This is a genomic window from Pseudomonas sp. Marseille-Q7302 (assembly GCF_965111925.1).
This window is the reverse complement of record NZ_CBCOPK010000001.1, coordinates 481,019-497,816: the sequence shown is the minus strand read 5'-3', so window position 1 is coordinate 497,816 and position 16,798 is coordinate 481,019. Positions and strand designations below refer to the sequence as shown.

Sequence of the window (16,798 nt, the reverse complement as noted above, 5' to 3'; positions counted from 1 at the left end):
CAGGCGTCAGAGATAGTTGCGGGTGATGCTGTCGACCACGCCTTCCTGGCGCATGGCGTCCAGGGCCTGCTGCAAACGGGTCACCACCTCATCAGGGGTGTCCTTGTTGAGGGCCAGATAGAGGTCGGACTCCTGAAAGCTGAGCAGTGTCTGCAGATTGCTGACGCCCTGCTGCTTGGCCAGATAGCGCCCCACCACATCGGTGGTAGCCCAGACGTCGATCTCGTTCTTTTGCAGCCGGGCGATGTTCTCCTGATCGCGCAGGACTTCACTGGCGACGACACCCTTGTCCTTGAGCATCTGGCTGACCGCGGAATTCTTGTAGGCGCCGACGCGCAGCTTGGCAGCCGCGGCGAGATCGGGGACCCGGATCGTGGTGCCCGGTAGCGCCATGAGCACCTTGCGGGTCTTGCCCAGCGGCCCGACCCACTTGAACAAGGGGCCCCGTGCCTCGGTGCGGGAAACGGAGAACAGCCCGTAGTTGGGGCTTTCCAGGGTCAGGTTGTAGAGGCGATCCCAGGGAAAGCGCAGCGACAGGCTATAGTCGATCCCGGCGCGCTTGAACATCTCACGGACCAGATCGGTGCTGATGCCGTCGATGGCCTCGTCGCGGGCGAAGTTCTTGTCATCCACCGCCATGTTGAACGGCGGGAAATTCTCGGTCAGCAGCACGACGCGATAGCCGGGTGGCAACTCCGCCTGGGCCGTTCCCATGCCCAGGGCGCAGCTCAACAGCATGCTAGCGACAGGCAGCCACAACTTGCGCATTGCTCTTTCCTCGCCCAACCGTCCGAGCCGAGCGCTCGGCCCATCGGGGTTACAGATAACGGTTGAAGATGGTCTGGACCGCGCCGTTCTGACGCATCTCGTCCAGGGCCTTTTGCAGCTTCTGTACCACCTCGTCGGGCGTCTGCTTGTTCAGGGCCAGGAACAGCTCGCCGGTGTTGAAGCGCAGCAGCATCTTGAGGCCGGTCACCTCTTCCTGGCGCGCCAGATAGCGACCGGCGGGATCGCCGGTGGCCCAGACGTCGATCTGCCCCTTGAGCAGGCGCTGTACGTTTTCCTGATCACGCAGCGCAAGATCCGGCTGGAAGCCCTGCTGGACGAGACTCTCGGCGATGGCGTCGCCCTTGTAGGCGCCAATCTTGAGCTGCTGCTGGCGAACGTCGTCCAGGCTGCGTAGTTGCAGATGGCTGTCGGCGCGACCGAGCAGGACCCAGTCGTCGGGGCCTATGGGGCCGACCCACTTGAACAGGGCTTCGCGCTCGGGCAGCCGGGCGGTGACGAAGACGCCGTGGTCGCGCTGATCCAGGGCCATGCCGTAGATCCGCTCCCAGGGGAATCTCAAGGTGAGGTTGTAGGAGATGCCGGCGCGCTGGCACATCTCGCGCACCATGTCGACGGCGATGCCCTTGAGATCGTCCTCGCGGGCGAAGTTCTTGCCGTCGGTGGAGAAGTTGTAGGGGGGAAAGTTTTCCGTCAGCAGCGTGAGCTGATAACCCGCCGGGATCTCCGCCCTAACCATGGTCGTCGATGCCAGCAGCAAACCCGCCAAGCAGGCCCAGAATCCCTTGCGCACGCCCCTCTCCCTGCCGGCACTGCCGGTGCTTAAGATTTTGTGGAGCGTATCACAATCCCTTTTTCGGCCAGGTACCGTTTAGCCTCGGGAATGGTGCATTCGCCGAAATGGAAGATGCTGGCGGCGAGCACTGCCGAGGCCTTGCCTTCGAGGATGCCGTCGGCCAGATGCTGCAGGTTGCCAACGCCTCCGGAGGCGATCACCGGGATACCCACCGCCTCGCTGACCGCGCGGGTCACGCCCAGGTCGAAGCCGTTCTTCATGCCGTCCTGATCCATGCTGGTGAGCAGGATCTCGCCGGCACCCAGACCTTCCATCTTCTGCGCCCACGCCACGGCATCGAGCCCGGTGGGCTTGCGCCCGCCATGGGTGAAGATCTCCCAGCGCGGGGTCTCGCCGGGGCCGCTGACGCGCTTGGCGTCGATGGCCACCACGATGCACTGGGAGCCGAAGCGCGCCGCGGCTTCGCCGACGAATTCCGGGGTGAAGACCGCCGCGGTGTTGATCGAGACCTTGTCCGCACCGGCGTTGAGCAGGTTGCGGATGTCCTGCACGGTGCGCACGCCACCGCCCACGGTCAGCGGGATGAACACCTGGCTGGCCATGCGTTCCACGGTGTGCAGGGTGGTGTCGCGGCCCTGGTGGCTGGCGGTGATGTCGAGAAAGGTGATCTCGTCGGCGCCCTGTTCGTTGTAGCGACGGGCGATCTCCACCGGATCACCGGCATCGCGGATATTCTCGAACTTGACGCCCTTGACCACGCGGCCATTGTCCACGTCCAGGCAGGGGATGATGCGTTTCGCCAGCGCCATGTTTCTCTCCAGAAGACGATGTCAGGTACGTTGCTGCAAGGTGGCATGCTCTGCCAGTTCAGCCTCGATGAATGCGGCGATCATCGCCCGATAGACGTGCTCGACCACTACCGGTGACGCGCCAGCCTCGACCGCGAGCGACTTGACCTTGGCAATGACCTGCTCGACGCGCTGCGGAGCCCGAACGGTATCGTCGTCTTTCTTGAAACGCGCGGCCTGACGTACATAGGCACCACGCGCCGCCAGCAACTGGACGATCTGCTGATCAAGTTCGTCGATCGCCGAGCGAACCTCCTCAAGCGAAGAGCATTCGTTCATCATCGAGCCCTCAGACCTTGAAGTTGTCGCACAGCGCCTGGGCCTCGGCGACGTCGAGGGTGCCCTCGTAGATCGCCCGGCCGGTGATGGCGCCGATGATGCCCGGGCTGCGGGCGTCGAGCAGGTTCTGGATATCACCCAGGTTATGGATGCCGCCGGAGGCGATCACCGGGATGCTGGTGGCTTCGGCCAGGGCGCGGGTCGCTGGAACGTTGCAGCCCTGCATCATGCCGTCGCGGGCGATATCGGTGTAGACGATGGCGCTGACGCCGTCGGCCTCGAAGCGGCGGGCCAGGTCGGTGACCTGCAATTCGCTGACCTCGGCCCAGCCGTCGGTGGCGACGAAGCCGTCCTTGGCGTCCAGGCCGACGATGACCTTGCCGGGGAAGGCGCGGCAGGCCTCAGCGACGAATTCCGGCTGCTTGACCGCCTTGGTGCCGATGATCACGTAGCTGACGCCGGCGCGCACATAGTGCTCGATGGTCTCCAGCGAGCGGATGCCGCCACCGATCTGGATCGGCAGGCCGGGATAGCGCTTGGCGATGGCGGTGACCACCTCGCCATTGACCGGCTGGCCCTCGAAGGCGCCGTTGAGATCCACCAGATGCAGCCGGCGGCAGCCGCCGTCGACCCACTGGGCGGCCATGGCCACGGGATCGTCGGAGAACACGGTGGAGTCTTCCATGCGCCCTTGGCGCAGGCGGACGCAGGCACCGTCCTTGAGGTCGATGGCGGGGATGATCAGCATGGCATTACCTTGGCTCGGGGGTGAGGGCGGTCTAGGGCTTTTCCAGCGCCCAGATGTCGCTTTCCAGGCTGTCGACACGCTCCCTGAGCAGGGCCTGCACGTCGGCAACCGCCTTGTTGTAGTACAGCGGCCCGCACTCGCGGGCGAAGAAATCCAGCAGTTCCTCGACTTCGAAACGCCCCAGGCGGACCTCGAAGCTATCGTCCAGCAGGGTCTGCAACGCCGTGACCACGCGCTGGGTCTGCTCGGGTTCGAGCCTGACCAGCGGCGCGGACGGCTTGCGCGCCATTACCAGCGGCCGTCCCAGGCGAGGAAGTTGGCATAGAGCTGCAGACCGCAGTCGGCGCTCTTCTCGGGGTGGAACTGGGTGGCGAAGCGCGAGCCGTCGGCCAGGGCCGCAGCGAAGTCCAGGCCGTAGTGGCCGCGACCGACCACCTGGCGCGGACTGCCGGCCTCGACATAGAAGCTGTGCACGAAATAGAAACGGGCGCGATCGGGGATGCTGTGCCAGAGCGGATGGTCGAGCACGTGGCTGACCTCGTTCCAGCCCATGTGCGGCACCTTGAGGGTCTCGCCCTCTTCCTGCATGCCGCCCGGGAAACGCCGCACGGCGCCGGGGAACAGGCCGATGCAGTCCACCCCGCCATTCTCTTCGCTACGCTGCATCAGCGCCTGCATGCCGACGCAGACGCCGAGGAAGGGCCGGTCCTGGCTGACTTCACGGACCAGCTCATCAATGCCCTGGCGGCGGATCTCGGCCATGCAGTCGCGGATGGCGCCGACGCCGGGCAGGACGATGCGGTCCGCCTCGCGGATCACCGCGGGATCGCCGGTCACCAGCACCTGATGGCTACCAGCATGCTCCAGGGCCTTGGCCACGGAGTGCAGGTTGCCCATGCCGTAGTCGATGACGGCTACCGTCTGCATCACAGGCACCCCTTGGTGGAGGGCATGACGCCGGCCATGCGCGGGTCTTCGCTGAGGGCCATGCGCAGAGCGCGGCCAAAGGCCTTGAACACCGTTTCGATCTGGTGGTGGCTGTTGACCCCGCGCAGGTTGTCGATGTGCAGGGTGACCTGGGCGTGGTTGGTGAAGCCCTGGAAGAATTCGAGGAACAGATCGACGTCCATGCGACCCACGGTGGCGCGGGTGAAGGGCACGTTCCAGTGCAGCCCGGGCCGGCCGGAGAAGTCGATGACGACGCGCGACAGCGCTTCGTCCAGCGGCACATAGGCATGGCCATAGCGCTGGATGCCCTTCTTGTCGCCAACGGCCTTGGCGAAGGCCTGACCGAGGGTGATGCCGATGTCTTCCACCGTGTGGTGGTCATCGATGTGCAGGTCGCCGCGGCAGTGGATATCGAGGTCGATCAACCCGTGGCGGGCGATCTGGTCGAGCATGTGCTCGAGGAAGGGAACCCCGGTGTCGAAGCGCGCTGCGCCCGTGCCGTCCAGATCCAGGGATACCTTGACCTGGGTTTCCAGGGTGTTGCGCTCGACGGTTGCCTTGCGTTCGGCCATAGCCTGCTCCGCGAAAATCGGTGGGCGAAAGGGCCGATATTATAGGGGCGTGGGGGCTGGATCGAAAGCGCGGCGGGACGGAGCGTCCCACCGCAAGGGCGCCCCACCCGGGGCGCCCCGTTGTCGCGAGGCTGAGCGGTAGCTTAGCTGAACAGCGCAGCGGTCTTTTGCAGGGTGATCCAGATACCCCAGGCCAGCGGGATACCCACGGCCAGCCAGGCGGCGATGGCCAGCGGCTTGGTCTTGGGATCGGCACTCCACTCCAGTATCTGGGCGCTGCCGACGTTGCTGTCATGGCCATTGGCGCGCTCGACGGCGAGTTCGGCCTCGGTCATGAAGTGCTTGTCGGCTACCGGGCGCACCATCAGGTTGCAGAGGAAGCCCAGCACCAGCAGGCCGGCCAGGATGTACAGGGTGATGTCGTACACCTGGGCGCGGGGGATGCCCATGCTCAGCTGGTACTCGCGCAGGTAGTTGACCAGCACCGGACCGAAGACGCCGGCGGCGGCCCAGGCGGTGAGCAGGCGACCGTGAATGGCGCCGACCATCTGGGTACCGAACAGGTCGGCGAGGTAGGCCGGCACGGTGGAGAAACCACCGCCGTACATGGACAGGATCAGGCAGAAGGCGAAGACGAACAGCGCCACGCTGCCCAGATGACCGGTCCAGGGCACGATGGCATAGAGCACGAAGCCCAGGGTGAAGAAGACGAAGTAGGTCATCTTGCGGCCGATGTAATCGGAGAAGGATGCCCAGAAGAAGCGACCGCCAATGTTGAACAGGCTCAGCAGACCGGTGAAGCCGGCGGCGATGGCGGCGATCTGCTTGAGCTGATCGGCGCTGAGTTCACCATAGGGCAGACCGTTGCCCAGCAAGCGACCACCAAAGACTTCCTGCAACAGCGGCGATGCCATGCCGATGATGCCGATGCCAGCGGTGACGTTCAGGCAGAGCACGGCCCAGACCAGCCAGAACTGCGGGATGCCCCAGATCTTGCTCACATGGACGTGGCGGTTGGTGATCATGCCGCTACTGGCCTTCTTGGTGGAAGGCGTCCAGCCGGCGGGCTTCCAGCCGGTCGGCGGAACACGGTAGCCCAGGGCACCGCTCATCATGAACACGAAATAGATCACCGCCATGACCAGGAAGGTCTGCCAGACACCGATCTCGGTGGCCGAGGCGAAGTGACGCATCAGGGCATCGGCCAGGGGCGCACCCACCATGGCGCCGCCACCAAAGCCCATGATGGCCATGCCGGTCGCCATGCCGCGCTTGTCCGGGAACCACTTGATCAGGGTCGACACCGGCGAGATGTAGCCCAGGCCCAGCCCGATACCGCCGATCACGCCCGAACCCAGCCACAGCATCCAGATCTGGTGGGTGTAGATGCCCAGGGCGGAGATCAGCAGACCGCCGCACCAGCACAGCGCCGAGACGACACCGGCCTTGCGCGGACCGGCGTGTTCCAGCCAGCCACCGAACAGGGCGGCCGAGCAGCCGAGGAAGATGAAGAACAGGGTGTAGATCCAGCCGAGCTGGGAGATCTTCCAGTCACAGGTAGCACTGAAGATCTGCTCGAAGAAGCCCATCTCGACCGGGCAGGCCACGGCGGCGGTGATGCCGATCGCCTTGGACAGCGGCAGCCAGAACACCGAGAAGCCGTAGGCCATGCCGATGCACAGATGGATGGCCAGGGCGGCCGGCGGCACCAGCCAGCGGTTGAAGCCGGGCCGGGCGACGATGCGCTCCTTGGAAAGAAAAGCCGGACGAGCCGAAGCGGCGCCGCCAGCGGTGAGAGTAGTGCTCATGGGTTTAGCCCCTTTCTGATGTATAGCGTCCAGGCCGGTGGACATTCCCTGCACGCTTCCCCATAAACGAGTCAAAGAAACGGCGTCAACCGACCAGAGGTGCGCGACATTAAAGCGCACCCTGGCCTACTGCCACCCCTACTCATTTGCCAGGGTACGGGCGGTGCAAGACCGCCGACGAAACGGGCGTTTACCACCGCTGTCACAGGGCCGACACCTCGATGTCATCGCGGCCAGCCCAAGCCCTTATACTGGCCAGTCGCGCCATCGCCCGCCGGAACAGGAATTTCCTCGCCATGAAAGCTTTCGCCAAAGTGCTGGGTATCGTCCTCGTCGGCCTGCTGCTCCTGCTGGTCGCCGTAGGCTTCGCCCTCACCCACCTGGTCGATCCCAACGACTACAAGGACGAGATTCGCCAGCTCGCGCGCGACAAGGCCAACGTCGATCTGCAGCTCAAGGGCGACATCGGCTGGAGTCTGTTCCCCTGGCTGGGCGTCGAATTGCACGATGCCACCCTGGCCAGCGCGGCCACCCCTGATCGCCAGCTGGCCCAGGTACAGCGGCTGATCCTGTCGGTCCGGCTGCTGCCCCTGCTGCTGCGCCGCGACCTGGAGATGAGCGACGTCAAGATCGACGGTCTGGACCTCACCGCCAGCCGCGATGACCAAGGCCGCACCAACTGGGCCGAGATCGGTCGCCCCGCACCCAAGGCGGACCAGAGCGACGCGCCGGCCAAGGCGCCTGCCGACTCCTCCGGCTCCGGTGAGTCGACCAGCCCGCACCAGCCACTCAAGCTCAATGTCGAGAGCCTGACCGTGCGCAACTCCCGGATCGAATACAGCGATGCCCGCAGCGGTGCCCACTATGCCTTCGAAGGCATCGACCTGGAGACCGGCGCCATCTACGCCGGCACTCCCATTCCGCTCAAGCTCGCCGGTACCGCCAGCACCACCCAGCCGCCGGTGAACGCCACCGTGCTGCTCAATGGCGAATTCCATTTCGATCCGGCCAGCCAGCAGTACGCCCTAGACAACCTCAAGCTCACCGGCGACGCCAGCGGCGAGCCCTTCAACGGCAAGGTGGTCAATTATTCCGCCAGCGGCCAGCTCGCCGTCGACCGCCGCGCCCAGACCGCCGAATGGACCAGCCTCAAGCTCACTGCCAATGACCTCAAGGCGCTGGGCGACCTCAAGCTCACCGGTCTGGAAACCGATCCGCAGCTGGCCGGTCGCGTGTCCATCGCCCGTCTCGACCTGCGCGCCTTCCTCGACAGTATCGGCGTCGAATTACCGGCCATGGCCGATGCCAAGACCCTGCAGCGCTTCGAGATGAATGCCCAGGTGCAGGCCAGCCGCAACGCCCTGGCGCTGGACGACTTCAACTTCCAGCTGGACGACAGCACCCTCAAGGGCCGCGTCGCCGTCGCCGACATCGCCCGCCGCGCCCTGCGTATCCAGCTCAGCGGTGACACCCTGGACCTGGATCGCTATCTGCCGGCCAAGGCCGCCGCCGCGCGCCAGGCCAATGGCGCACGCCAGGAAGAGGTCGCCCAGGTCGACGCCATCGCCACCCAAGGCAATTCGCCGCTACCGGAAGCCCCGACCCAGCACGCCTGGAGCCAGGAAACCCTGCTGCCGGTGGAACGCCTGCGCAGCCTGGACGCTGATGTCGACCTGAGCCTGCAACACCTCACCCTCAATCGCCTGCCCTTCGAAGGCGCCAGCCTCAAGGCCAAGGCCGCTGACGGCCAGCTGCAGCTCAGCGCCCTGGAAGGCGAGCTGTTCGGTGGTCGCTTCGAAGCCAACGGCGCCCTCGACGTGCGCGGTGCCCAACCGCAACTCACCGCCCGGGAACGCATCAAGGCCGTGCCGGTGGAGCGCATCCTCCAGGCCCAAGGCCAGAAGCCGCCAGTGGAAGGCCTGCTCGATCTGGACGCCGACCTGCGCAGCACCGGCACCAGCCAGCGCACCCTGATCGACAACCTCGACGGCACCGCGCGCTTCGCCCTGCGCAATGGCCAGCTGATCGACGCCAACGTCGAAAGCCAGCTGTGCCAGGGCATCTCCCTGCTCAACCGCAAGCCGCTGGAATTGCCCCATGGCGGCCAGAACACGCCCTTCCGCCAGTTGAGCGGCAGCCTCACCATCGTCAACGGCGTGGCCCGCAACCAGGACCTCAGCGTCAGCGTGCCGGGCCTGGCGGTGAAGGGCGATGGCGACATCGATCTGCGCACCCTCGGCCTGGACTACCGCCTGGGCATCACCGTGCAGGGCGATACCAACGCCGCCGCCGATCCGGGCTGCCAGGTCGGCGAGCGCTACGCCGATATCGAATGGCCGCTGCACTGCCGCGGCCCCATGGAACTGGGCGCCAAGGCTTGCCGCCTGGATCGCGAGGCCATGGGCCAGATCATCGCCCGCGCGGCCGGCAATCGTCTGAACGAAAAAATCGAAGAGAAGCTGGGTGATAAGATCAGCCCTGACATCCAGAACGCCATCCGGGGACTGCTGCAACGCCGATGACTGACGACGCCTTTGGTACCGCCGTACTGGCCTGGTACGACCTGCACGGTCGCAAGGACCTGCCCTGGCAACAGGCCGTGACCCCCTATCGCGTCTGGGTCTCGGAGATCATGCTCCAGCAGACCCAGGTGGCCACGGTACTGGGCTACTTCGACCGCTTCATGCAGGCGCTGCCCACCGTGGAGGCCCTGGCTGCCGCACCGGAAGACGAGGTCCTGCACCTCTGGACCGGTCTCGGTTACTACAGCCGCGCGCGCAATCTGCACAAGGCTGCCAAGACCGTGGTCGAACAGCACGGCGGCGAATTTCCCCGCAGTGTCGAGGCCCTCGCCGAGTTACCCGGTATCGGTCGCTCCACCGCCGGGGCCATCGCCAGCCTGAGCATGGACATCCGCGCCCCCATCCTCGACGGCAACGTCAAGCGGGTGCTGGCGCGCTATACCGCCACTCCCGGCTATCCCGGCGAGCCTGCCGTGGCCCGACGCCTGTGGGAGGTCGCGGAACGACTGATGCCCCACGAGCGGGTCGGCCACTACACCCAGGCGATGATGGACCTGGGCGCCACCCTCTGTACCCGCAGCAAGCCCAGCTGCCTGCTGTGCCCGGTCAAGCCGGGTTGCCGCGCCCACCTGCTAGGCCAGGAAACCGACTTTCCCGCCGCCAAGCCACGCAAGACACTGCCGCAGCGCAGCACCCTGATGCCGCTGTTCGTCAACGATGCCAATGCCGTGCTCTTGCAGCGCCGGCCGTCCACCGGCCTCTGGGGCGGTCTCTGGGGACCGCCGGAGGTCGCCGATGTGGCCGAGCTCGAAGCCCTCGCCGAACGCCAGGGCCTCGCCATCGACGAGCGCCAGGCGCTGCCCGGCCTGGTGCACACCTTCAGCCATTTCCAGCTGGCCATCGAGCCCTGGCTGGTGCAGGTGGACCATCGCCACCAGCGCGTGGCCGAGGGCGACTGGCTTTGGTATAACCTCGCGTCCCCGCCGCGCCTGGGCCTCGCCGCCCCGGTGCAGAAACTGCTCAAGCGCGCCGAGCAGGCGCTCAAAGGAGAACCCGCATGACCCGCACCGTGATGTGCCGCAAGCACAAGCAGGAGCTTCCCGCCCTGGATCGCCCGCCCTACCCCGGCGCCAAGGGCGAAGACATCTATCAGCACGTCTCCAAGCAGGCCTGGGAAGAGTGGCAGAAGCACCAGACCATGCTCATCAACGAGCGTCGGCTGAACATGATGAACGCCGAGGATCGCAAGTTCCTGCAAGCCGAGATGGACAAGTTCCTGTCCGGTGAGGATTACGCCCAGGCTGAAGGCTACGTGCCCCCCAGCGCCTGAGTCGACGGCTTAGGACCTATTCAAAGCCTGCTGCGCGTCGGCCAAAGGGCGTTGAGGCTGGCCTGGGTCGCCAGCCCGGCCTGGGCGGCCCGGTCGGAACGCTCATTTACCCTTTGTAAACTCGAGCGCGAGTCCGATCCGCTTCCTCAGCTATCTTCGCGGGGCCGCCCAGGCCTTGTTTGTCTCTAGCTCGCGAGGCATTGAACAGACCCTAAGCGCCCGAAAAACCTAAATTTTTTTGGGCTCACTGTTGACACAGGGTCGAGAAACGCTTTTAATGCGCCCCGTTGCCCAGGTAGCTCAGTTGGTAGAGCAGGGGATTGAAAATCCCCGTGTCGGCGGTTCGATTCCGTCCCTGGGCACCAAGACAAACCTCCAAGCTCCTGCGGGATCTGGAGATCAGAGAAACCGGCCTAGTGCCGGTTTTTTTGTGCCTGCAATATATCCAGGCCTCATCCCCTGGGTCCGCTGCCCATCCGCCCCTCCTCCGTGCTGTCCTGCCACGCCCCACGAGAAGACCCTCAAGGCCCGCCCTAGACGCCATGATGCTCGGTAGGAACTCCGCCTGACACCCTTGACCCTCTACCCACTTCAGACTTTTTAATGGCGTGGCGTTACCAGACAGCCACCCTTTTCGGAGTCAGTATCATGACCACCTGCAGCGAAAAGCATCACGCGAATCACAGCCATCAGCACGGTCCGAACTGCGGTCACACCGCCATCGAGCATGACGGCCATGTCGACTATCTCCACGATGGCCATCTGCACCATATGCACGGCGATCACGTGGACGAGCATGTGCTGGAGGTTAGCGCCATCAATCCCGATCATTGCACTCACGGCCAGAGCAGTGGCCATGCGCCCGATCATGTCCATGGTCCTGACTGCGGCCACGAGGCCGTTCCCCACGGTGACCACGTCGACTACCTGGTGGATGGCCGCCTGCATCACGTCCATGACGGCCATTGCGACGATCACGGCCCGGTGACCCAGGTCCGCTAGGACCCAGGACACCAAGGCTCAGGCGCGCTGCCTTGACGCCCCTGGCGCCGCGGCATAGGCAGCACGCTTCGCCTCAGACCGACGCCGGGGCTGCCAAGGCCTCTCCCAGGTGGATCGCCAGCCACACCGTGGCGACGAGGGGATCGGTATAGGTCACCCAGTGTTCGGTCCGCGCCGGAATGAACAGCGCAGCGCCCGGCTCCAGCACCACCTCCCGCCCCTCCAGGGCAACCCGGGCCGCGCCCTGCAGCAGCATCACCCATTCGTCATGAGCCTGCCGATAAGGCGCCTCCGCCGGGGTGGTTTGACCCAGGGAGACGATCCGTTCGATGCGGCAGCCAGGCCGCTCCAGCAGGGGCGTGAATACCTCCGACGCGGAGGCATCGGGCAGGTCGCGAAGCAGATTGGTCATGACGTTTCTCCAAGCGTCCGGCATCAGGACCATGAGGCTGTACCCGCCAAGTCGCCCATTCAAGCCCACCGGCTCCTTTTCGCCTCAGGCGTCGCCCTGAGGGCTCCAGCGATGCCGCTATCTGCCGCCAAGAGTGGGAACCGCCCGACCTTTTCAGCGGCCCATCGCCCGGACGGCAGAAATTTCGGTGATCATCCGTTGCACGAGCGGCGCCCTTCACTACCGTCGCTCGGCCATGGCCTGCCGCTGCCTTTTCGCCTGCGGTCGGTCATACCTCGCACAAGGCGCACGGAGGCGCTCGCTTATGCCCATTCGCTCGATCCCCCTCATCGCTACCCCCCTTCCCGACGTCCTGCCACAAGAAGCCAGCGGGCAGCCCGCCATCGCACCGAGCGAGCCAGGCACACCGCTCTGGTTCACCCTGCTGAGCAGCGCCAGCCTGTGGCTGAATCGCCTGTTTCTCGGCCTGGTCATGGCACTGATCGGCTTTACCCTCTGGCATTGGTGGCAGGGGTGAAGCGGCGGCTGGACCAACTGGAGCTGACGATCCTGATGTGTGGCATCGGGCTGCTTTCGCTGGCCCTCATCGTCGCCGCGGGCATGCAAGGCCTGGACTGGGACTGACCCAGCGGCCTTACCAGACCTTTACCTGGCCTGACGCCCGCTGACGGCCAAAGGTGTTTCATGGTGACGCGGCCTATCGAGCGCCGCGAGGAGAACACCATGACATCGCGAGCGTCGTTGATTCTGCTAGTGACCGCCACCCTTGCCGCCAGCGGTATGGCCGCAGCGCACGGGGGACCTGATCGGGGGCAACCCTGGGCAGGGGCCCCTGGTATGGCTGTCGAGGAAGCAGGCTTCCTGCCGGTGGGCGAGTACCGGCGGCATCATCGACACCATTCCTATTACCGCCGGGATGGCTACCCCTATAACTATTACCGCCCCTACCCCCAAACGGGCTATGCGGCACCGCACTGGCGCCCCGTCCCGCCGGGCTACTACCCCTACCAGCCAGCCTACGAACCACGGCCCTATTACGGGCCGCCGCCCCGCCATTGGTGAACTGCTTGGCATCGCCAGGGCGAGATAGTGGCCTTTTGCGATGAGTCGCACAGGGGAGTCTTTGCCAGGAGAGCAAAATGCCATCACCCATTAGGGCTACTAAGGCGTTGCCAACATGTATGAGAGAGATGATGTAATCTGCATGGCCTGCCTTGCGACCATGGCTGCGGCCTTTACCGGCTTCATCATGGTGATGGCGCTGCTGTGACCGCCAGATAGACGAAACCCCGCCGAAGCGGGGTTTCGAAGGCGGTATGGCACGGTCCTAGATGGGACGACTGCCATATTTGCTGTCAGGCTTCTTGGGCGGATCGGCGACCACGTTGGCGTCGATCTCCTGCACCTTGCCTCCACGCGACAAGAAGTCCTGCATGGCTTTTTCCAGCGCATCCCGCTCGCGCTGCTTGGCTTCCACCGATGGCAGCTCTTCCGGCTCGGGCTCGCGCTTCTTCTTGGCCTTGCTGCCGGACGCTGGCGCTTCGCTTTCGCTGCCTTCCTCTTGCTCGGCGTCGTCGGTTGCGGCGGCAAACTCTTCGTTATCGCCCTCTTCCTCCGCACCTGTTTCCAGGTCGTCCTGTTCCAGATCTTCGTCGCTCATAAACCGCCTCCAACATTTTGGCAAAATCGGACCGCGCGTTTTGACGCGGTCTCCTACAAAAAATTCCTGGCTATTCGCCCTGCAGCGTCGCGATCAAACGTCGCGCGCCACCCTGGTCACGGTGTTCGCCCAGGTAGATGCCCTGCCAGGTCCCCAGCGCCAGCTGGCCCGCCTGGATCGGCAGGCTCAGGCTGCACCCGAGCAGACTGCTCTTGAAATGCGCGGGCAGGTCGTCCGGCCCTTCGTAGTCATGCTCATAACCGGCCTGCCCCTGGGGGACCAGCTGATTGAAGAACCGCTCGAAGTCGCGCCGCACGGCCCCATCGGCATTCTCGTTGATGGTCAGCGAGGCCGAGGTGTGCTGCAGCCAGAGGTGCAGCAGGCCGACGCGACACTCAGCCAGCTCAGGCAGCTGATCCAGCACCTCATCGGTGACGAGATGAAAACCACGCGCTCGAGCGCGCAGGGAAAAGGTCCGCTGCAGCCACATGAAATACCCCCGCCGACTGACTGGGCGCGCATTCTAGCGCGACGATCGGAAAAGCAAAGCGGTGATTGCACACCACCGGCGTGCAGTCTAGACACAGCAGGACGGCGGTTGTTCCAGCCGTAGGGCAGACATGAAAAAGGCGCCTTGCGGCGCCTTTTTCGAGAGCGGCAGCTTACAGGTTGTAGCCACGCTCGTTGTGCAGGGTGAGGTCCAGGCCCACGGTTTCTTCTTCCTCGTTGACTCTCAGGCCCATGACCACGTCCAGCACCTTGAGGATCACGAAGGTGACGATACCGGTATAGACGATGGTGAAGGCCACACCCTTGAACTGGATGAAGAGCTGGGCGCCGATATCGGTCACGGTCCCGAAGCCACCCAGGGCCGGCGCGGCGAAGACGCCAGTCAGCAGGGCGCCGACGATGCCGCCGATACCGTGCACACCAAAGGCGTCCAGGGAGTCGTCATAGCCCAGCTTGCGCTTGAGGCTGGTGGCGGTGAAAAAGCACACCACGCCGGAGACCAGGCCGATGATCAGGGCGCCCATGGGGCCGGCGGTACCGGCGGCCGGGGTGATGGCGACCAGACCGGCGACCACGCCGGAGGCGATGCCCAGGGCGCTCGGCTTACCATGGGTGATCCACTCGGCGAACATCCAGCCCAGGGCCGCGGCAGCGGTGGCGATCTGGGTGGTCAGCATGGCCATGCCGGCGGTGCCATTGGCGGCTGCGGCGGACCCGGCGTTGAAACCGAACCAGCCGACCCACAGCATGGCGGCGCCGACCAGGGTGTAGCCCAGGTTGTGCGGGGCCATGGGGGTAGTCGGATAGCCCTTGCGCTTGCCCAGGACGATGGCCGCGACCAGACCGGCCACACCGGCGTTGATGTGCACCACGGTGCCGCCCGCGAAGTCCAGTACGCCCCAGTCCCACATCAGGCCGCCGTCACCGCTCCAGACCATGTGGGCAATAGGGGCATAGACGAAGGTGAACCACAGGCCGGTGAAGACCAGCATGGCGGAGAACTTCATGCGCTCGGCGAAGGCACCGACGATCAGCGCGGGAGTGATGATGGCGAAGGTCATCTGGAAGGTGACGAAGACGCTTTCCGGGAACAGGGCGGTCGCCGAGGTCACGGCATCATGCTGCAGCGTGGACAGGAAGGCCTTGCCCAGACCGCCGATGAAGGAATTGAAGTTGGTGACGCCCTTCTCCATGCCGGTGGTGTCGAAGGCCAGGCTGTAGCCATAGACCATCCACAGGATGCTGATGAGACCGGTGATGGCGAAGCATTGCATCATCACCGACAGGACGTTCTTGGCACGCACCATACCGCCGTAGAACAGCGCGAGGCCCGGGATGGTCATGAACAGCACGAGGGCCGTCGAGATCAGCATCCAGGCCGTGTCCCCGCTGTTGATGGCCGGTGCCGCAGCCGCTTCCTGGGCCATGGCCAGGCCCGGCAGCGCTACGAAAGACATGAGGGCTCCTAGCCCTGCGTAGGTGCGCAGAGTCATCGTTGTTTCTCCTGGGGCTCGTGTGGGGTTGGGCTGTCGGTTAAATCGTCAGATGGCGTCTGTGTCGGTTTCGCCAGTACGGATGCGGATGGCCTGCTCGAGATTCACCACGAAGATCTTGCCGTCGCCGATCTTGCCGGTGTTGGCAGCCTTAGTGATGGCCTCGATGACGCGGTCGAGTTGATCGTCGGCGATGGCGACGTCGATCTTGACCTTGGGCAGGAAGTCGACGACGTATTCGGCGCCGCGATAGAGCTCGGTATGGCCCTTCTGGCGCCCGAAGCCCTTGACCTCGGTAACGGTGATGCCTTGCACACCGATCTCGGACAGCGACTCACGCACGTCGTCGAGCTTGAACGGCTTGATGATGGCGGTGACTAGTTTCATGAACTTCTCCCGATTGAGTTGACTTGCCCCAGGAAAACAAACCCCGGCCAAGTCTAGCGCAGTGACCGTCTGTATAACCGTCGGCGTATCAATCGCCGCGGTCACGGCAGAAGCGGCCAGCGGGCGCCTCTGCCCCAGGCGCACTCGACGCCCGTCTCTGCATCGGCTGTAGCAGAAAGCTTGCCAGGTTCGTGAAGGGGTCCGTATTACAGGGGTCGCCGGGCCTGCCGCGCCTCCTGACAGGGCAGACCAGCGGTCGTGGAGCAGGACTTTGCACCAACAGCGAACAGCTCTGGCACGGGCCTGGCACCAAAGCGGTGCAAGGGCAGCATCCGGGGCACAGAACCCGCTGTGCTACACTCGGGCTTTGATTACAGGCAGGGGATAACCATGTCCACGACCCGTTCGCTGTTCGATTCCCTGACCCAGCAGGCCAGCCGGCTGTTCGGTCAGGACTCGCCGCTTCCCAAGGCCGAGATCGAAAGCCAGTTCAAGGCTTTGCTCCAGGGCGCGCTGAGCAAACTCGACGTGGTCAGCCGCGATGAGTTCGATGCGCAGATGGCAGTGCTGGCACGCACCCGCGCACGTCTGGAAGCCCTCGAGGCGCGCCTGACCGAGCTGGAGAACGTCCAGCCCCAGGACGTCAAGCCGCCGGTTACTCCGGCCACGGATGTCGCCGCCGCCGACTGACCGTAAA

At 64.8% G+C, this 16,798-nt stretch carries 20 protein-coding genes and 1 tRNA gene; 7 read left to right on the top strand and 14 right to left on the bottom strand.

Features of this window, described 5'->3' with window-relative positions; translation table 11 throughout:
* Nucleotides 1–6 precede the first annotated feature (6 nt).
* The 9 genes from ACWPW1_RS02400 to ACWPW1_RS02360 form a co-directional block, all read right to left on the bottom strand.
* On the bottom strand, nt 7–768 hold the full coding sequence (locus ACWPW1_RS02400) for a substrate-binding periplasmic protein (protein WP_434775604.1): 762 nt from the start codon (nt 766–768) through the stop codon (nt 7–9).
* Nucleotides 769–817: 49 nt separating this feature from the next.
* Entirely contained in the window at nt 818–1,525 is a 708-nt protein-coding gene (locus ACWPW1_RS02395) for a substrate-binding periplasmic protein (RefSeq protein WP_434776681.1), read from the bottom strand.
* 83 nt (nt 1,526–1,608) lie between these two features.
* Complete coding sequence (gene hisF / locus ACWPW1_RS02390; protein ID WP_007159785.1) at nt 1,609–2,391, bottom strand: imidazole glycerol phosphate synthase subunit HisF; 783 nt, start codon at nt 2,389–2,391, stop codon at nt 1,609–1,611.
* Nucleotides 2,392–2,412: 21 nt separating this feature from the next.
* Entirely contained in the window at nt 2,413–2,712 is a 300-nt protein-coding gene (locus ACWPW1_RS02385) for a chorismate mutase (RefSeq protein ID WP_454252308.1), read from the bottom strand.
* A gap of 7 nt (nt 2,713–2,719) precedes the next feature.
* Nucleotides 2,720–3,457 carry a 1-(5-phosphoribosyl)-5-[(5-phosphoribosylamino)methylideneamino]imidazole-4-carboxamide isomerase gene (gene hisA, locus ACWPW1_RS02380; RefSeq protein WP_027597481.1) on the bottom strand — a complete coding sequence of 246 codons (738 nt, stop codon included), beginning with the start codon at nt 3,455–3,457 and terminating at the stop codon, nt 2,720–2,722.
* A 31-nt stretch (nt 3,458–3,488) separates the two neighbouring features.
* Entirely contained in the window at nt 3,489–3,746 is a 258-nt protein-coding gene (locus tag ACWPW1_RS02375; RefSeq protein ID WP_271653682.1) for a DUF2164 domain-containing protein, read from the bottom strand.
* Nucleotides 3,746–4,384 (bottom strand): imidazole glycerol phosphate synthase subunit HisH, encoded by a 639-nt coding sequence (gene hisH / locus ACWPW1_RS02370; RefSeq protein WP_059313269.1) that lies wholly within the window; start codon nt 4,382–4,384, stop codon nt 3,746–3,748. The genes ACWPW1_RS02375 and hisH overlap by 1 nt, the downstream gene beginning before the upstream one ends.
* Nucleotides 4,384–4,977, bottom strand: a complete 594-nt coding sequence (gene hisB, locus ACWPW1_RS02365) for an imidazoleglycerol-phosphate dehydratase HisB (protein ID WP_058761454.1) — start codon at nt 4,975–4,977, stop codon at nt 4,384–4,386. The genes hisH and hisB overlap by 1 nt, the downstream gene beginning before the upstream one ends.
* 143 nt (nt 4,978–5,120) lie before the next feature.
* Nucleotides 5,121–6,785: an OFA family MFS transporter gene (locus tag ACWPW1_RS02360; protein ID WP_059313268.1), complete on the bottom strand. Its 1,665-nt coding sequence runs from the start codon at nt 6,783–6,785 to the stop codon at nt 5,121–5,123.
* Between the two features lie 296 nt (nt 6,786–7,081).
* Between ACWPW1_RS02360 and ACWPW1_RS02355 the strand changes: the two genes are divergently transcribed.
* From ACWPW1_RS02355 to ACWPW1_RS02335, 5 genes are all read left to right on the top strand, one after another.
* Complete coding sequence (locus tag ACWPW1_RS02355) at nt 7,082–9,307, top strand: AsmA family protein (RefSeq protein WP_434775602.1); 2,226 nt, start codon at nt 7,082–7,084, stop codon at nt 9,305–9,307.
* Entirely contained in the window at nt 9,304–10,368 is a 1,065-nt protein-coding gene (gene mutY / locus ACWPW1_RS02350; protein WP_271653679.1) for an A/G-specific adenine glycosylase, read from the top strand. Before ACWPW1_RS02355 ends, mutY begins: the two co-directional genes overlap by 4 nt.
* Complete coding sequence (locus tag ACWPW1_RS02345; protein ID WP_017639567.1) at nt 10,365–10,637, top strand: oxidative damage protection protein; 273 nt, start codon at nt 10,365–10,367, stop codon at nt 10,635–10,637. The genes mutY and ACWPW1_RS02345 overlap by 4 nt, the downstream gene beginning before the upstream one ends.
* A gap of 289 nt (nt 10,638–10,926) precedes the next feature.
* Nucleotides 10,927–11,002 (top strand) — tRNA-Phe (locus ACWPW1_RS02340).
* A gap of 283 nt (nt 11,003–11,285) precedes the next feature.
* Nucleotides 11,286–11,639 carry a hypothetical protein gene (locus ACWPW1_RS02335; protein WP_434775585.1) on the top strand — a complete coding sequence of 118 codons (354 nt, stop codon included), beginning with the start codon at nt 11,286–11,288 and terminating at the stop codon, nt 11,637–11,639.
* A gap of 73 nt (nt 11,640–11,712) precedes the next feature.
* Here ACWPW1_RS02335 and ACWPW1_RS02330 read toward each other — a convergent pair whose 3' ends face one another.
* Nucleotides 11,713–12,051, bottom strand: coding sequence for a cupin domain-containing protein (locus ACWPW1_RS02330; protein ID WP_454252307.1), 339 nt, complete (start codon nt 12,049–12,051; stop codon nt 11,713–11,715).
* Between the two features lie 304 nt (nt 12,052–12,355).
* On the opposite strand from ACWPW1_RS02330, the gene ACWPW1_RS02325 reads away from it, so the two are divergent.
* Nucleotides 12,356–12,568, top strand: a complete 213-nt coding sequence (locus ACWPW1_RS02325) for a hypothetical protein (protein WP_059313265.1) — start codon at nt 12,356–12,358, stop codon at nt 12,566–12,568.
* Nucleotides 12,569–13,378: 810 nt separating this feature from the next.
* On the opposite strand, the gene sutA is transcribed toward ACWPW1_RS02325, so the two are convergent.
* The 4 genes from sutA to glnK all read right to left on the bottom strand — a co-directional run bounded on the left by sutA (nt 13,379) and on the right by glnK (nt 16,101).
* On the bottom strand, nt 13,379–13,711 hold the full coding sequence (sutA, locus tag ACWPW1_RS02320) for a transcriptional regulator SutA (RefSeq protein ID WP_059313264.1): 333 nt from the start codon (nt 13,709–13,711) through the stop codon (nt 13,379–13,381).
* Nucleotides 13,712–13,781: 70 nt separating this feature from the next.
* Nucleotides 13,782–14,201: a secondary thiamine-phosphate synthase enzyme YjbQ gene (locus tag ACWPW1_RS02315; RefSeq protein WP_059313263.1), complete on the bottom strand. Its 420-nt coding sequence runs from the start codon at nt 14,199–14,201 to the stop codon at nt 13,782–13,784.
* A 172-nt stretch (nt 14,202–14,373) separates the two neighbouring features.
* Nucleotides 14,374–15,714: an ammonium transporter gene (locus ACWPW1_RS02310; protein ID WP_434775583.1), complete on the bottom strand. Its 1,341-nt coding sequence runs from the start codon at nt 15,712–15,714 to the stop codon at nt 14,374–14,376.
* Between the two features lie 48 nt (nt 15,715–15,762).
* Nucleotides 15,763–16,101 (bottom strand): P-II family nitrogen regulator, encoded by a 339-nt coding sequence (glnK, locus tag ACWPW1_RS02305; RefSeq protein WP_003096476.1) that lies wholly within the window; start codon nt 16,099–16,101, stop codon nt 15,763–15,765.
* 390 nt (nt 16,102–16,491) lie between these two features.
* Here glnK and ACWPW1_RS02300 point away from each other — a divergent pair, with 390 nt between their 5' ends.
* Nucleotides 16,492–16,791 (top strand): accessory factor UbiK family protein, encoded by a 300-nt coding sequence (locus tag ACWPW1_RS02300; protein WP_059313261.1) that lies wholly within the window; start codon nt 16,492–16,494, stop codon nt 16,789–16,791.
* Nucleotides 16,792–16,798: the final 7 nt, after the last annotated feature.

Excerpts from the sequence above, each read along its gene's own strand:
- ACWPW1_RS02300 (WP_059313261.1), top strand. The coding sequence starts at position 16,492 with ATGTCCACGACCCGTTCGCTGTTCGATTCCCTGACCCAGCAGGCCAGC.
- ACWPW1_RS02395 (WP_434776681.1), bottom strand. The coding sequence starts at position 1,525 with ATGGTTAGGGCGGAGATCCCGGCGGGTTATCAGCTCACGCTGCTGACG.
- ACWPW1_RS02355 (WP_434775602.1), top strand. The coding sequence starts at position 7,082 with ATGAAAGCTTTCGCCAAAGTGCTGGGTATCGTCCTCGTCGGCCTGCTG.
- ACWPW1_RS02385 (WP_454252308.1), bottom strand. The coding sequence starts at position 2,712 with ATGATGAACGAATGCTCTTCGCTTGAGGAGGTTCGCTCGGCGATCGAC.
- hisH (WP_059313269.1), bottom strand. The coding sequence starts at position 4,384 with ATGCAGACGGTAGCCGTCATCGACTACGGCATGGGCAACCTGCACTCC.
- ACWPW1_RS02315 (WP_059313263.1), bottom strand. The coding sequence starts at position 14,201 with ATGTGGCTGCAGCGGACCTTTTCCCTGCGCGCTCGAGCGCGTGGTTTT.
- hisF (WP_007159785.1), bottom strand. The coding sequence starts at position 2,391 with ATGGCGCTGGCGAAACGCATCATCCCCTGCCTGGACGTGGACAATGGC.
- ACWPW1_RS02400 (WP_434775604.1), bottom strand. The coding sequence starts at position 768 with ATGCGCAAGTTGTGGCTGCCTGTCGCTAGCATGCTGTTGAGCTGCGCC.
- ACWPW1_RS02360 (WP_059313268.1), bottom strand. The coding sequence starts at position 6,785 with ATGAGCACTACTCTCACCGCTGGCGGCGCCGCTTCGGCTCGTCCGGCT.
- hisA (WP_027597481.1), bottom strand. The coding sequence starts at position 3,457 with ATGCTGATCATCCCCGCCATCGACCTCAAGGACGGTGCCTGCGTCCGC.
- ACWPW1_RS02330 (WP_454252307.1), bottom strand. The coding sequence starts at position 12,051 with ATGACCAATCTGCTTCGCGACCTGCCCGATGCCTCCGCGTCGGAGGTA.
- ACWPW1_RS02325 (WP_059313265.1), top strand. The coding sequence starts at position 12,356 with ATGCCCATTCGCTCGATCCCCCTCATCGCTACCCCCCTTCCCGACGTC.
- ACWPW1_RS02375 (WP_271653682.1), bottom strand. The coding sequence starts at position 3,746 with ATGGCGCGCAAGCCGTCCGCGCCGCTGGTCAGGCTCGAACCCGAGCAG.
- hisB (WP_058761454.1), bottom strand. The coding sequence starts at position 4,977 with ATGGCCGAACGCAAGGCAACCGTCGAGCGCAACACCCTGGAAACCCAG.
- ACWPW1_RS02310 (WP_434775583.1), bottom strand. The coding sequence starts at position 15,714 with ATGACTCTGCGCACCTACGCAGGGCTAGGAGCCCTCATGTCTTTCGTA.
- ACWPW1_RS02335 (WP_434775585.1), top strand. The coding sequence starts at position 11,286 with ATGACCACCTGCAGCGAAAAGCATCACGCGAATCACAGCCATCAGCAC.
- glnK (WP_003096476.1), bottom strand. The coding sequence starts at position 16,101 with ATGAAACTAGTCACCGCCATCATCAAGCCGTTCAAGCTCGACGACGTG.
- sutA (WP_059313264.1), bottom strand. The coding sequence starts at position 13,711 with ATGAGCGACGAAGATCTGGAACAGGACGACCTGGAAACAGGTGCGGAG.
- ACWPW1_RS02345 (WP_017639567.1), top strand. The coding sequence starts at position 10,365 with ATGACCCGCACCGTGATGTGCCGCAAGCACAAGCAGGAGCTTCCCGCC.
- mutY (WP_271653679.1), top strand. The coding sequence starts at position 9,304 with ATGACTGACGACGCCTTTGGTACCGCCGTACTGGCCTGGTACGACCTG.